Annotated in this window: 10 protein-coding genes; 9 read left to right on the top strand and 1 reads right to left on the bottom strand. The window is 70.3% G+C overall.

Annotated features, from left to right (window positions below; translation table 11 throughout):
- Positions 1 to 19 precede the first annotated feature (19 nt).
- Both BCF44_RS37150 and BCF44_RS37145 read left to right on the top strand, forming a co-directional pair.
- On the top strand, positions 20 to 748 hold the full coding sequence (locus BCF44_RS37150; RefSeq protein ID WP_116179175.1) for an SDR family NAD(P)-dependent oxidoreductase: 729 nt from the start codon (positions 20 to 22) through the stop codon (positions 746 to 748).
- On the top strand, positions 742 to 1,197 hold the full coding sequence (locus BCF44_RS37145; protein WP_116179174.1) for a cupin domain-containing protein: 456 nt from the start codon (positions 742 to 744) through the stop codon (positions 1,195 to 1,197). Before BCF44_RS37150 ends, BCF44_RS37145 begins: the two co-directional genes overlap by 7 nt.
- On the opposite strand, the gene BCF44_RS37140 is transcribed toward BCF44_RS37145, so the two are convergent.
- Entirely contained in the window at positions 1,174 to 2,253 is a 1,080-nt protein-coding gene (locus BCF44_RS37140; RefSeq protein WP_116179173.1) for a LacI family DNA-binding transcriptional regulator, read from the bottom strand. The two genes, BCF44_RS37145 and BCF44_RS37140, sit on opposite strands and share 24 nt — an antisense overlap.
- 110 nt (positions 2,254 to 2,363) lie before the next feature.
- Between BCF44_RS37140 and BCF44_RS37135 the strand changes: the two genes are divergently transcribed.
- The 7 genes from BCF44_RS37135 (at position 2,364) to meaB (ending at position 12,227) form a co-directional block, all read left to right on the top strand.
- A complete protein-coding gene (locus BCF44_RS37135) occupies positions 2,364 to 3,731 on the top strand; it encodes an ABC transporter substrate-binding protein (RefSeq protein WP_116179172.1) in 1,368 nt (455 codons plus the stop codon).
- Entirely contained in the window at positions 3,728 to 4,651 is a 924-nt protein-coding gene (locus BCF44_RS37130; protein WP_116179171.1) for a carbohydrate ABC transporter permease, read from the top strand. Before BCF44_RS37135 ends, BCF44_RS37130 begins: the two co-directional genes overlap by 4 nt.
- A complete protein-coding gene (locus tag BCF44_RS37125) occupies positions 4,651 to 5,520 on the top strand; it encodes a carbohydrate ABC transporter permease (protein WP_116179170.1) in 870 nt (289 codons plus the stop codon). Before BCF44_RS37130 ends, BCF44_RS37125 begins: the two co-directional genes overlap by 1 nt.
- 8 nt (positions 5,521 to 5,528) lie before the next feature.
- The gene (locus BCF44_RS37120) at positions 5,529 to 7,130 is read left to right on the top strand and encodes a glycoside hydrolase family 13 protein (RefSeq protein WP_116179169.1); all 1,602 of its coding nucleotides are present in this window, start codon (positions 5,529 to 5,531) and stop codon (positions 7,128 to 7,130) included.
- A 114-nt stretch (positions 7,131 to 7,244) separates the two neighbouring features.
- Positions 7,245 to 9,068 (top strand): methylmalonyl-CoA mutase family protein, encoded by a 1,824-nt coding sequence (locus BCF44_RS37115; protein WP_116179168.1) that lies wholly within the window; start codon positions 7,245 to 7,247, stop codon positions 9,066 to 9,068.
- Positions 9,065 to 11,251: a methylmalonyl-CoA mutase gene (gene scpA, locus BCF44_RS37110; protein WP_116179167.1), complete on the top strand. Its 2,187-nt coding sequence runs from the start codon at positions 9,065 to 9,067 to the stop codon at positions 11,249 to 11,251. The genes BCF44_RS37115 and scpA overlap by 4 nt, the downstream gene beginning before the upstream one ends.
- Positions 11,241 to 12,227 (top strand): methylmalonyl Co-A mutase-associated GTPase MeaB, encoded by a 987-nt coding sequence (gene meaB / locus BCF44_RS37105; RefSeq protein WP_116179166.1) that lies wholly within the window; start codon positions 11,241 to 11,243, stop codon positions 12,225 to 12,227. Before scpA ends, meaB begins: the two co-directional genes overlap by 11 nt.
- Positions 12,228 to 13,078 lie beyond the last annotated feature (851 nt).

Raw genomic sequence — 13,078 nt, 5'->3', positions numbered from 1 at the left:
GCACTCTAACCTTGGCCCGGTGACGCTATTGACCGGCAAGGCCGCACTCGTGACGGGCGCCACCGGCGGGATCGGCGCCGGCATCGCGCGCCGGCTGGCCGCGCACGGCGCGCGGGTGCTCGCGCATTACCGCTCGCGCCCGCCCGAGCTGCCGGATGTCCTTGCGGCGCAAGCGGATCTGCGTGAACCGGCCGAGGTGGACCGGCTCGTCGCCGAGGCCGTAGACCGGCTCGGCGGGCTCGACATCGTGATCAACAACGCCGGGGTGCAACCGGTGCAGCCGCTTTCGGAGCTCACGCTGGCCGACTGGCGGTCGGTGTTCGCCGGAAACGTCGACACGGCCTTTCTCGTCACGAAAGCGGCCGCAAACTCCATGGTCGAGCGGGGTGTCCGGGGCGCGATCACCGCCGTCGGCTCCATCGAGGGCAGCGTGCCGGCCGTCGGCCATGCGCACTATGCCTCGGCCAAGGCCGCGCTGCTCATGCACACCAAGGCCGCGGCGCTGGAGTACGGGCCGCATGGCATCCGCGTGAACGCCGTCTCCCCCGGCCTGATCTCCCGCCCGGGCATCGAGGAGGCGTGGCCGGAGGGCGTCCACAGCTGGGTGAGCAACGCCCCGCTGGGCCGGCTCGGCACTCCGGAGGACGTCGGCGACGCGTGTGCGTTCCTCGCATCCGACCTGGCCGGCTTCATCACCGGTCAGAACCTGGCAGTCGACGGCGGCATGGGGGTGCGGCCGGCATGGTGACCGCGTCCGACATCGTCACGGCGCTCGGGCTCCAGCCGCTGCCCGTAGAGGGCGGGCACTGGGCGCAGACCTGGCGTGACGCCAACGGCACCGGCATCTACTACCTGCTCGCCGCGCCGGAATTCTCGGCGCTGCACCGGTTGCGGCATCCCGAGATCTTCTGCTTCCACGCCGGCGCGCCCGCCCGGATGCTGCTCCTGCACCCGGACGGGACGGTCACACGACCCGTGCTCGGCATCGACCTCGCCGCCGGTCAGCGCCCGCAGGTCGCGGTGCCGGCGGGCGTGTGGCAGGCGACGGAAACCACCGGCGAGTGGACGCTGCTCGGCACGTTCATGGCCCCGCCGTACACCGACGACTGCGTGGAGTTCGGGGACGACCAGCTGGCGGCGAGCCATCCCGAAGCCGCCGGCGACATCGAGCGGCTAGCCCCGCGCCGGGGCCGTTGAGCCCCGCACCACGAGTTCCGGCTCGAACAGCAGCTCCTCGGTGGACACGGCGGCCCCCTCGATCTGGTTGACGAGGAGTTCCACCGCCGCGCGGCCCATGGCCTCGATGGGCTGGCGCACGGTGGTCAGCGGCGGGTCGATGCAGTTCATGAACGCCGAGTCGTCGTAGCCGACGACCGACACGTCGCCGGGCACGGTGAGCCCCTTGCGCCGCACGGCCCGGATGGCGCCGAGGGCCTGCGGGTCGCTGGCGCAGACGATGCCGGTGATGTCCTGGTTGAGCAGCTTGGTGGTGGCGGCATGGCCGCCTTCCAGCGAGAACATGGTGTGCTGGATGGCGTCGTCCGGAATTTCCACGCCGGCGCGGGCGGCATGCGCGAGGAAGGCCGCCTGCTTGCGGCGTGACGGCACGTGGTCGGGCGGCCCCAGCACCATGCCGACCCGGGTGTGCCCGAGCGACAGCAGGTGCCCGAGGGCCTGCTCGGCGGCTACGGCGTCGTCACAGGCGACCTTGGGAAAGGCCAGGTCGTCGACGGCGGCGTTGACCAGCACGGCGGGCAGCTTGCGGTTGGTCAGCCGCAGGTAGTGCTCGTGCGACGCGTCCGCCTGGGCGAACAGCCCGCCGGCGAAAACGACCCCGGACACGTGCTGCTGGAGCAGCAGTTCCACGTACTCCGCCTCGGACACGCCACCGGCGGTGCGGGTGCACAGCACGGGGGTGAAACCCTGCTGGGCCAGCGCGTTGCCGACCACGTCGGCGAAGGCCGGGAAGATCGGGTTCTGGAGCTCGGGCAGCACCAGGCCGACCAGCCGGGCGCGCTCGCCGCGCAGCTGGGTGGGCCGCTCGTAGCCGAGCACGTCCAGGGCGGTGAGCACGGCGGCCCGGGTGGCCTCGGAGACCCCGGGCTTGCCGTTGAGCACGCGGCTGACGGTCGCCTCGCTGACGCCGACCTTCTGAGCCACTTCCGCAAGGCGTCGTGTCATGCCGCAACTATACGACAGGTGGCGCAAGTGCTTTGCAGTCACTTGCGGTGAGTCGACGGCCCGCAACGCCATACGGGGGAATCACGTCACGATCTTGCGTTTTGGTGTCAACATCTTGCGGCTCCGTGTCCAGAAGATCTATGGTGTGCGCCACACTCCACCGCGTCAGGGGAGATCACCTGATGACTACAGACAGATTCCGGACGACGACCGCGTTAGCGCTGGCCACCGGCCTCGTCATCGGCCTCACGGCGGCCTGCTCCGGCGGCTCCGACCAGCAGGCGGGCGGCCCGGTGACGATCACCATCGACGGCCAGCCGCCGCAGACCCAGCCGTTCGACCGCAAGATCTTCGACGCCGACGTGGCGGCGTTCGAGAAGGCGCACCCGGACATCAAGGTCCAGGCGCACGAGGGCTTCATGGACCCGAAGACGTTCTCCGCCAAGCTGGCCGGCGGCCAGCTCGAGGACGTCTTCTACGTCTACTTCACCGACCCGGCCAACCTGATCGCGCGCCACCAGGCCGCGGACATCACCGACTACGTGAAGGACGTGCCGCACGTCGGCGACATCCAGCCCGCGCTGCTGGACGTCTTCAAGGACGCGCAGGGCCACGTCTACGGCCTGCCGACCGCGAACTACTCGATGGGCCTGCTCTACAACCGCGCCCTGTTCACCAAGGCCGGACTCGACCCGGACAAGCCGCCGACCACCTGGGACGAGGTGCGCGCGGACGCCAAGAAGATCACCGCGCTGGGCAACAACACCGTCGGCTACGCCGACTACTCGGCCAACGGCCAGGGCGGCTGGCACTTCACCACGTGGATGTACGCCGAGGGCGGCGACATCGCCAAGAAGGACGGCGACACGTGGAAGGCCGACTTCAACAACGACAAGGGCAAGGCGGCCCTCCAGACGCTGCACGACATGCGCTGGACGGACAACACGATGGGCAGCAAGCAGCTGCTCCAGATCGCGGACGTGCAGGGCATGATGGGCGCCGGCCAGCTGGGCATGTACCTGGCGGCCCCGGACAACATCCCGACGCTGGTCAACCAGTTCAAGGGCAACTACGCCGACTACGGTCTGGGCGCCATGCCCGGCGGCAAGGGCACGCTGATCGGCGGCGAGGGTTACATGATCAACCCGAAGGCCACGGCCGCCCAGATCAAGGCCGGCCTGACCTGGATCCAGTGGAAGTACCTGAACCCGGAGCGGGTCACCTCGGACGTGCTCAACACGTACAAGCAGCAGGGGCAGCCGGTGGGCCTGCCGGTGCCGCCGGTGCCGGACCTGTGGACCGGCTCGGTGCGTGACCAGCTGGAGCAGGCCAAGGAGAAGTACGCCACGGTCCCGGTCTCCAACTACAAGCCCTACGTGGATGGCGGGCAGTCGCTCAAGGGCAGCCTGGAGCCGCCCAACGCGCAGCAGCTGTACACGATCCTCGACACCCTGATGTCCACCGTGCTCACGCAGCAGGACGCCAACATCGACCAGCTGCTGTCCGACGCGAGCCAGAAGGCGGACGCCGTGCTCGCGACGGTGAAGTGAGCACCGCCGTCCGGTTGCCGTCGGCCGCGCTCGGGGTGCGGCCGACGGGCCGGCTCCGGCGGCGCGTTCGCGAGAACGTCACCGCCTACGGCCTGCTCTGCGCGGCCCTGCTGGTGTTCGCCGGATTCTCCTGGTACCCGATCGTGCGGGGCGTGCTGCTGAGCTTCCAGCAGGTCAACTTCGTCACCGCGCCGACCTGGGTGGGCCTGGAGAACTTCCAGAAGCTGTTCGCGGACCCGCAGTTCTGGCAGGCCTGGCTCAACACCCTGCTGTTCACCGGGCTGGCGCTGGTGTTCGGCTTCGCGGTGCCGTTCGCGGTCGCCGTGCTGCTCAACGAACTCCGGCACGGCAAGGCCTACTTCCGTTTGGTGGTCTACCTTCCCGTGATGCTGCCGCCGGTGGTGGTGGCGCTGCTGTGGAAGTGGTTCTACGACCCGGGTCCGGGCCTGTTCAACACGGCGCTGCACGCGGTGGGCCTGCCCGGCCTGAGCTGGCTGAACTCCCCGACCACCGCGATGCTGTCCCTGGTCCTGGTGTCCACCTGGGCGAACATGGGCTCGGCGACGCTGATCTACCTGGCGGCGCTGCAGACCATCCCCGGCGACCTGTACGAGGCGGCGGAGCTGGACGGCGCGGGCCTGTGGCGGCGGCTGTGGCACGTCACGGTGCCGCAGACCCGGTTCGCGCTGCTGGTGATGCTGCTGCTCCAGATCGTGGCCACCATGCAGGTGTTCACCGAGCCGTACATCATGACCGGCGGCGGCCCCGGCGACTCGACCGTCACGGTGTTGCTGCTGCTGTACAAGTACGCCTTCTTCTACAACGACTTCGGCACGGCCAGCGCCCTGAGCCTGTTGCTGTTCGTGGTGCTGGGCGTGTTCGGCCTGTTCTACGTGCGACTGACCCGGAGGGCCGACTGATGCGCACCCTCGTGTCGGAGTCCCAGCTCAAGAGCCCGCGCGGCAGGGCCGTCTACTGGACGGTGTTCACCGTGGTGGCGGTCGCGTTCACGGTGGCGTTCGTGTTTCCGTTGCTGTGGATGGTGTTGGGGGCCATGAAGACCGCGCCGGAACTGGCGCGGGTGCCACCGACGCTGTTGCCGCACAGCGCGAACGTCGGCGCGTACGTGGAGGCGTGGGACTTCATGAGCCTCGCGCACTTCTTCGTCAACACGGTGATCGTCGTGCTCGGGGCGTGGCTGTTCCAGCTGGCGGTCGACGTGCCGGCGGCCTATGCCCTGTCGAAGCTGAAGCCCAAGCTGGGCAACGTGGTGCTGGGCATGATGCTGGCGACGCTGATGCTGCCGGCGTCCGCTCTGCTGGTGCCGACCTATCTCACCATCACCGACGTGCCGCTGCTGGGCGTGAACCTGGTCAACTCGCCGCTGGCGATCTGGCTGCCCGGCGCGGCCAACGCGTTCAACATCTATCTGCTGAAGCGGTTCTTCGACCAGATCCCGGGCGAGCTGATCGAGGCGTCCACTCTGGACGGAGCGGGACCGGTGCGCACGATGTGGCGCGTGGTGCTGCCGCTGTCCCGCCCGGTGCTGGGCGTGGTGTCCATCCTGTCCGTGGTGACCGCGTGGAAGGACTTCATCTGGCCGCTGCTGGTGTTCTCCGACCCGCAGGCGCAGACGCTGTCGGTGGCGCTGCAGCGGTTCGCCCCGGACACCCCGATCAACCTGCTGCTGGCCGGGCTGGTGCTGGCCAGCGTGCCGACCGTCGTCGTCTTCCTGATCTTCCAGCGGAACATCCTCGCTGGGCTGACCGCAGGCAGCGTCAAGGGCTGAGGAGTGAAATGACCGACCGTGGATCAGCGTGGTGGCGTGGTGCGGCCATCTACCAGGTGTACGTGCGCAGCTTCGCCGACGGCAACGGCGACGGCACCGGGGACCTGACCGGGCTGCGCCAGCACCTGCCGCACATCGCCGGCCTGGGGGTCGACGCGATCTGGCTGTGCCCGTGGTACCCGTCGCCGATGGCCGACTCCGGCTACGACGTGTCGGACTACCGGGACATCGAGCCCGCGTTCGGCACGCTGGCCGAGGCCGAGAAGTTCATCGAGGAGGCGCATTCGCTGGGCCTCAAGGTGATCATCGACATCGTGCCCAACCACTGCTCCGACCGGCACCGCTGGTTCCTCGACGCGGTGGCGGCCGGTCCGGGCTCGCCGCAGCGGGAGATGTTCTGGTTCCGCCCGGCGAGCCCGGAGCCACCCAACGACTGGCAGTCGCGGTTCGGCGGCTCGGCGTGGAGCAGAGTGCCCGACGGCGAGTGGTACCTGCACCTGTACGCCCCGGAGCAGCCGGACCTGAACTGGGAGAACCCGGTGGTGCACCAGGAGTTCCGGGAGGTGCTGCGGTTCTGGTTCGACCGCGGGGTGGACGGCTTCCGCATCGACGTGGCCGACGGTCTCGTGAAGGATCCCGCGTTACCCGACGTGAACGGGCGTTCTCCCGAAGATAATGGGTCGGCGCAACTCCCGTTCTCGGACCTTGACGGCGTGCACGAGATCTACCGGGAGTGGCGGCAGATCGCCGACTCCTATCCCGAGCCGCGGGTGTTCGTCGGTGAGATGTGGCTGCCGGACCAGGAGCGGTTCGCCCGCTACCTGCGGCCCGACGAGCTGCATTCGGCGTTCAACTTCGACTTCCTGTCCTGCCCGCTGGAGGCCGACAAGCTGCGCGCGGTGATCGACTCGACGTTGGCGGCACACGCCCTGGTCGGCGCACCGGCGACGTGGGTGCTGTCCAATCACGACACCACCCGCCACGTGACCCGCTACGGCCGCGCCGACACGTCGTTCAGCTTCGCCGACCGGCAGCAGGGCGCGCCGACCGACCTGGAGCTGGGCACCCGGCGGGCGCGGGCGGCGGCGCTGCTGAGCATGTCGCTGCCCGGCGGCGTGTACATCTACCAGGGCGAGGAGCTGGGGCTGCCGGAGGTCGAGGACCTGCCGGACGAGGTGCGCCAGGACCCGGTGTTCAGCCGCACCAACGGCGCCGACCCCGGTCGGGACGGCTGCCGCGTGCCGCTGCCGTGGGGCGGGTCCGCCGCGCCCTATGACTTCGGTGGCGACGAGACGTGGCTGCCGCAGCCGGCGGGCTGGGAGCGGTACACGGTGGCAGCCGAGGCGGCGGACGAGGGCTCGATGCTGCGGCTGTACCAGCAGGCGCTGCGGCTGCGGCGGGCGTTGCCGTCGCTGGGCGACGGGCCGCTGACCTGGCTGCCGTCGGCCGAGGGCGTGCTGGCCTTCGCCCGGGACGATCACTTCACCTGCGTGGTCAACCTGTCGGGGGCCGCGGTGGCACTGCCCGAGCACACCGAGATCCTGCTGGCCAGCGGCCCGCTCGACGAGGGCTCCCTGCCGTCGGACACGGCGGTGTGGTTGGCGCGCTGAGCTGACGTGTAGGGGGTGGTCCCCCCGGACCGCCCCCTACATCTGTACCGAATCAGCGGCGAGCGAGCCTTCTCACAAGCTACGCATAAGTAACTTGCCCTACCATCGGGTCGCATGACGACGCCGTCCACAACCGGACCGGCGGAGCTGACGCTCGCCGGCGAGTTCCCGGAGGCCGATCGCGCGCAGTGGCGCAGGTCGGTGGAGGCAGTGCTGCGCAAGTCGGGGGTGCTCGGCGAGGGCGAGCACCGTGACAGTCCGGAGGATCTGCTCGCCACCGAGACCTACGACGGCATCACGATCAGCCCCCTGTACACGGCCGAGGACGCCGCCCCGGCGGCCGGCTTCCCGGGGCTGGCGCCGTACGTGCGCGCCGGCACCGCGCAGGGTTCCGCCGCCGGCGGCTGGGACGTGCGCCAGCGGCACGCCGATCCCGATCCGGCGGTGACCAACCGCGAGGTGCTGGCGGATCTGGAGAACGGCGCCGCCTCGGTGTGGCTGGTGGCCGGCGACGGCGGCGTGCCCGTGTCCGGACTCGGCGACGCCCTGAACGGCGTGTACCTGGACCTGGCCGGGGTCGTGCTGGACGCGGGGCCGGAGTTCGAGGCCGCCGCCGACGCGTACTTCGATGTGCTGGACGTCCAGCCGAGCGCGGCGATCGGCAACCTCGGCATCGACCCGCTCGGCGTGCACGCCCGCACCGGCGTCTCCCCCGACCTCGACGCGGCGGTCGCGCTGGCGGTGCGGGTCTCGCGGTCGCATTCCAAGCTGCGGGCGATCGTCGTGGACGCCCTGCCCTATCACGACGCCGGCGGCAGCGACGCCGAGGAGCTGGGCTGCTCGATCGCGGCCGGCGTGACGTACCTGCGGGCGCTGACCGCCGCCGGTCTCGACGTCCCGACGGCCGCCCGGCTGCTGGAATTCCGTTACGCGGCAACGGCCGACCAGTTCATGACCATCGCCAAGCTGCGCGCCGCCCGGCGGCTGTGGACCCGGGTCACGCAGGTCAGCGGCGCGGCGTCGGCGCAGGTGCAGCACGCCGTGACGTCGTCGGCGATGCTGACGCAGCGGGACCCGTGGGTGAACATGCTGCGCACGACGCTGGCGTGCTTCGCGGCGGGCACCGGCGGCGCGGATGCCGTGACCGTGCAGACGTTCGACGCGGCGATCGGCCTGCCCGATCCGTTCTCACGGCGCATCGCCCGCAACACGCAGGCGTTGCTGCTGGAGGAGTCGCACCTGGGGCAGGTGATCGACCCGGCCGGCGGCTCGTGGTACGTGGAGCGGCTCACCGACGACCTGGCCCGCGCCGGATGGGCGTGGTTCCAGGAGATCGAGCGCGCCGGCGGCCTGGTCGAGGCGTTTCCCCTTGTGCGGGAGCGATTGGCGGCGACGTGGGAGCGGCGCAGCGACAACATCGCGCACCGGCGGGACGCCCTGACCGGCGTCAGCGAGTTCCCCAACCTCGGCGAGAAGCCGGTGTCGCGCAAGCCGTTGCCAGTGCTTCCTGAAGGTGGCCTGCCGCGGCTGCGTTATGCGCAGGCGTTCGAGGAGCTGCGGGACCGGTCCGACGCCCTACTGGCGGAAACCGGTGCCCGGCCGTCGGTCTTCCTGGCCACGCTCGGTCCAGTGGCCGTCCACACCGGACGGTCGACGTTCGCCGCGAACCTGTTCAACGCCGGCGGCATCGAGACGCCGGCAGGCGCGGTGGCGGACTTCCCCGGCGGCGTCGCCTGCGTCTGCTCGTCGGACAAGTTGTATGCGGAGGAGGCCGCCTCGGTGGTCGCCGCGCTGAAGGAAGCCGGCGCGACGCACGTGTTCCTGGCCGGCAGCCCGAAGAAGTGGGCGGAAAGCGGCGCGGACGCGTTCATCTTCGCCGGCTGCGACGCGCTGTCCGTGCTGCACTCGGTGTATCGCCAGTTGGAGGGTGCTCGATGATCCCGAACTTCGCGGACGTCCCGCTCGGCGACCCCGAGGCCGCCGGCGGCGCCGACGACTGGCGCAAGGCCCTGCACGAGGCCACCGGCAAGGACACCGACGCGCTGGTGTGGGAGTCGCCGGAGGGCATCGGCGTCAAGCCGCTGTACACCGCGGAAGACCTTGCGGGGCTCGACTTCCTGGGCACCTACCCGGGCATCGCGCCGTACCTGCGCGGGCCGTACCCGACGATGTACGTGAACCAGCCGTGGACCATCCGACAGTACGCCGGCTTTTCCACCGCCGAGGAGTCCAACGCCTTCTACCGGCGCAACCTGGCCGCCGGCCAGAAGGGCCTGTCGGTGGCGTTCGACCTGGCCACGCACCGCGGCTACGACAGCGACCACCCCCGGGTGGCCGGCGACGTCGGCATGGCCGGCGTGGCGATCGACTCGATCTACGACATGCGACAGCTGTTCGACGGGATCCCGCTGGACCGGATGAGCGTGTCGATGACCATGAACGGCGCGGTGCTGCCGGTGCTGGCGCTGTACATCGTGGCCGCCGAGGAGCAGGGGGTGGCCCCGGAGCAGCTGGCCGGGACCATCCAGAACGACATCCTCAAGGAGTTCATGGTCCGCAACACCTACATCTACCCGCCGCAGCCGTCGATGCGGATCATCTCCGACATCTTCGCGTTCACCTCGCAGCGGATGCCCAAGTACAACTCCATCTCCATCTCCGGCTACCACATCCAGGAAGCCGGCGCGACCGCCGACCTGGAGCTGGCCTACACGCTGGCCGACGGCGTGGAGTACCTGCGCGCCGGCGTGGACGCGGGGCTGGACATCGACATCTTCGCGCCGCGGCTGTCGTTCTTCTGGGCCATCGGCATGAACTTCTTCATGGAGGTGGCCAAGCTCCGCGCGGCCCGCCTGCTGTGGGCCAAGCTGGTCAAGGGCTTCAACCCCGCCAATCCGAAGTCCCTTTCCCTGCGTACCCATTCGCAGACATCCGGCTGGTCGCTGACCGCTCAGGACGTCTACAACAACGTGGCGCGGACCTGCGTCGAGGCGATGGCGGCGACGCAGGGACACACGCAGTCGTTGCACACCAACGCCCTGGACGAGGCGCTGGCGCTGCCGACGGACTTCTCGGCGCGCATCGCCCGCAACACCCAGCTCGTGCTGCAACAGGAATCCGGCACCACGCGGGTGATCGACCCGTGGGGCGGCAGCGCGTTCGTGGAGCGGCTGACCTACGACCTGGCGCGGCAGGCGTGGGCGCACATCGCCGAGGTGGAGCAGGCCGGCGGCATGGCCAAGGCCATCGACGCCGGCATCCCGAAGCTGCGGGTGGAGGAGGCGGCGGCGCGGACGCAGGCCCGGATCGACTCGGGCCGGCAGCCGGTGATCGGCGTCAACAAGTACCGGGTGGACGCCGACGAGGAGATCGAGGTCCTCAAGGTCGACAACCACGGCGTGCGGGCGCAGCAGATCGAGAAGCTGCGGCGGCTGCGCGAAGAACGCGACGAACAGTCCACTCAGGACGCGCTGAGGGCCCTGACCGCGGCGGCTTCTGCCGACGGGAACCTGCTGGAGCTGGCCGTGAACGCGGCCCGCGCGAAGGCCACCGTCGGCGAGATCTCCGACGCGCTGGAGAAGGTGTACGGGCGGCATGCCGGGCAGATCCGTACCATCTCCGGTGTGTACCGCGACGAGGCCGGCAGCGCCGGGAACGTGTCGGCCGTGCTGGAGCGGGTCGCCGAGTTCGAGCGCGAAGAGGGCCGGCGGCCGCGCATCCTGGTGGCCAAGATGGGGCAGGACGGGCACGACCGCGGGCAGAAGGTGATCGCCACCGCGTTCGCCGACCTCGGCTTCGACGTGGACGTGGGCCCGCTGTTCCAGACGCCGGCGGAGGTGGCGCGGCAGGCCGTGGAGGCCGACGTGCACATCGTCGGCGTGTCGTCGCTGGCCGCCGGGCATCTGACCCTCGTGCCGGCGCTGCGCCAGGAGCTGGACGCGGTGGACCGGTCGGACATCATGATCGTGGTGGGCGGTGTCATCCCGCCGGCCGACTTCGACGCGCTCTACGAGGCCGGTGCGGTGGCGATCTTCCCGCCGGGCACGGTGATCGCGGATGCGGCGCTTGGGCTGATCGACCGGCTGGCGACGTCGCTGGACCACGCGGCCGATGGCGCGTAAGCCGGTCGATGTCCGCGAGTACGCGAAGGGCGTGCTCGACGGGTCGCGGACGGTGCTGGCGCGGGCGATCACGCTGGTGGAGTCGACCAAGCCCGCGCACCGGGAGCTCGCGCAGCAGCTGCTCGTCGAGCTGCTGCCGCACGCCGGCGGGGCGCAGCGGGTGGGGATCACCGGCGTGCCCGGGGCCGGGAAGTCGACCTTCATCGAGGCGCTGGGCACGTCGCTGACCGCCGCGGGGCATCGGGTGGCCGTGCTGGCGGTGGACCCGTCGTCCAGCCGCAGCGGCGGCAGCATTCTGGGCGACAAGACCCGGATGGCTCGGCTCGCCGTGGACGAGAATGCCTTCGTACGGCCGTCGCCGACGTCCGGGACGCTGGGCGGGGTGGCTCGAGCCACGCGGGAGTCGATCGTGCTGGTCGAGGCCGCCGGCTATGACGTGGTCCTGGTGGAGACCGTCGGCGTCGGGCAGTCCGAGATCGCCGTGGCCAACATGGTCGACTGTTTCCTGCTGCTCGCGCTGGCTCGGACCGGGGATCAGTTGCAGGGCATCAAAAAGGGCGTACTGGAGCTCGCCGATGTCGTCGCCGTGAACAAGGCCGACGGGCCGCACGAGGCCGACGCGCGGAAGGCCGCTCGGGAGCTGACCGGGGCCCTGCGGCTGCTGCGGGGTCCCGAGGCCGCGCCGAAGGTGTTGACGTGCAGCGGTTTGACGGCGTCCGGATTGGACGACGTGTGGGGCGCGGTCCAGGCGCACCGGGCGGCGTTGGAAAGTTCCGGCGAGCTGGATTCGAGGCGGCGGCAGCAGCAGGTCGACTGGGCGTGGTCGATGGTGCACGACCAACTGCTGGCGTCCCTGCACGGAAGCCCGGAGGTGCGGGCGGTCGTGCCGGAGTTGGAGCGGCGGGTCCGGGACGGCCAGCTGACGGCGACGCTGGCGGCGGAGGAGATCCTGCGGGTGTTCCGTTCGCTGGGGTGATGTGCTGGGGGTTGGGCGGGGATGGTTGGGGCGGGATTGGTCGGTTGACGGCGGCTGTGTGGGTTTCGCGGCGCGAATCGGAGTCGCCGGTTAGCGGTTTCTGGTGGCACGGCTCGCGGAGGCGGAGCGGCAGCGGTATTTGGCGCGGCTCAGGAATGCCGGAGAGCGGGCGCTCCATGACTCGGTGACGGGGCGTGGGCTGGAGCGTCTGGCGGGTTTTGGCGGTTCCGAGCTGGCTGACCAAGGCGCGGATGGTCCCGGTTTTGACGGCAGGGTTCGGGTCGATTTTGTGTGGAGCCTCTGGACGATGGCCTTCGAGGAGCCTTTCCGGGGCAGGCTTCGCCTGCCCCTCGCGCCGGAAAGCTTAGGCCATCGTCCACCTCCACACAAAATCGACCCGAGACGGTGGTTGCTGGTGGTGTTTTGGCGGGTTTTTGGTTCGCTGTGGAATTGTCAAGGAACGTGGGGGTGGTATTGGGGTGGTTGGGTGGTGGGAATGGGGTTGGGGAGGTGGCTTGGTTAGGCGGTGGAGCGGTTGGCTGGTGGCTTGGCGAATTGGTGGCCCAGTGAGGTGGTAGCCCAGTGGGTGGTGGTCCGGTGGGGTGGTGGCCCCGGTAGGGCGATGGGGGTGGGGTGGTGGGGGTGGCCCGATTGGGGTGGATGGCCGGTGTGGGGCGGCCCCCCGGTGGGGCGATAGGGGTGGCCCGAGGGGGCGGCCCCGATGGGGGTGACTGGCCGGTGTGCGGGTCTGTGGCCCGGTGGGGCGGAGGTCTGGTGGGGCGGAGGTCTGGTGGGGCGGAGGTCTGGTGGGGCGGAGGTCTGGTGGGGCGGAGGTCTGGTGGGGCGGAGGT

This window comes from Kutzneria buriramensis, assembly GCF_003387475.1.
Classification (GTDB): domain Bacteria; phylum Actinomycetota; class Actinomycetes; order Mycobacteriales; family Pseudonocardiaceae; genus Kutzneria; species Kutzneria buriramensis.
This window is presented reverse-complemented; position numbering and strand designations above follow the sequence as displayed.

What these genes read in the sequence shown, in the direction of transcription:
- meaB (WP_116179166.1), top strand. Translation starts at nt 11,241, where the DNA reads ATGGCGCGTAAGCCGGTCGATGTCCGCGAGTACGCGAAGGGCGTGCTC.
- BCF44_RS37140 (WP_116179173.1), bottom strand. Translation starts at nt 2,253, where the DNA reads ATGGCGTTGCGGGCCGTCGACTCACCGCAAGTGACTGCAAAGCACTTG.
- BCF44_RS37115 (WP_116179168.1), top strand. Translation starts at nt 7,245, where the DNA reads ATGACGACGCCGTCCACAACCGGACCGGCGGAGCTGACGCTCGCCGGC.
- scpA (WP_116179167.1), top strand. Translation starts at nt 9,065, where the DNA reads ATGATCCCGAACTTCGCGGACGTCCCGCTCGGCGACCCCGAGGCCGCC.
- BCF44_RS37135 (WP_116179172.1), top strand. Translation starts at nt 2,364, where the DNA reads ATGACTACAGACAGATTCCGGACGACGACCGCGTTAGCGCTGGCCACC.
- BCF44_RS37145 (WP_116179174.1), top strand. Translation starts at nt 742, where the DNA reads ATGGTGACCGCGTCCGACATCGTCACGGCGCTCGGGCTCCAGCCGCTG.
- BCF44_RS37125 (WP_116179170.1), top strand. Translation starts at nt 4,651, where the DNA reads ATGCGCACCCTCGTGTCGGAGTCCCAGCTCAAGAGCCCGCGCGGCAGG.
- BCF44_RS37120 (WP_116179169.1), top strand. Translation starts at nt 5,529, where the DNA reads ATGACCGACCGTGGATCAGCGTGGTGGCGTGGTGCGGCCATCTACCAG.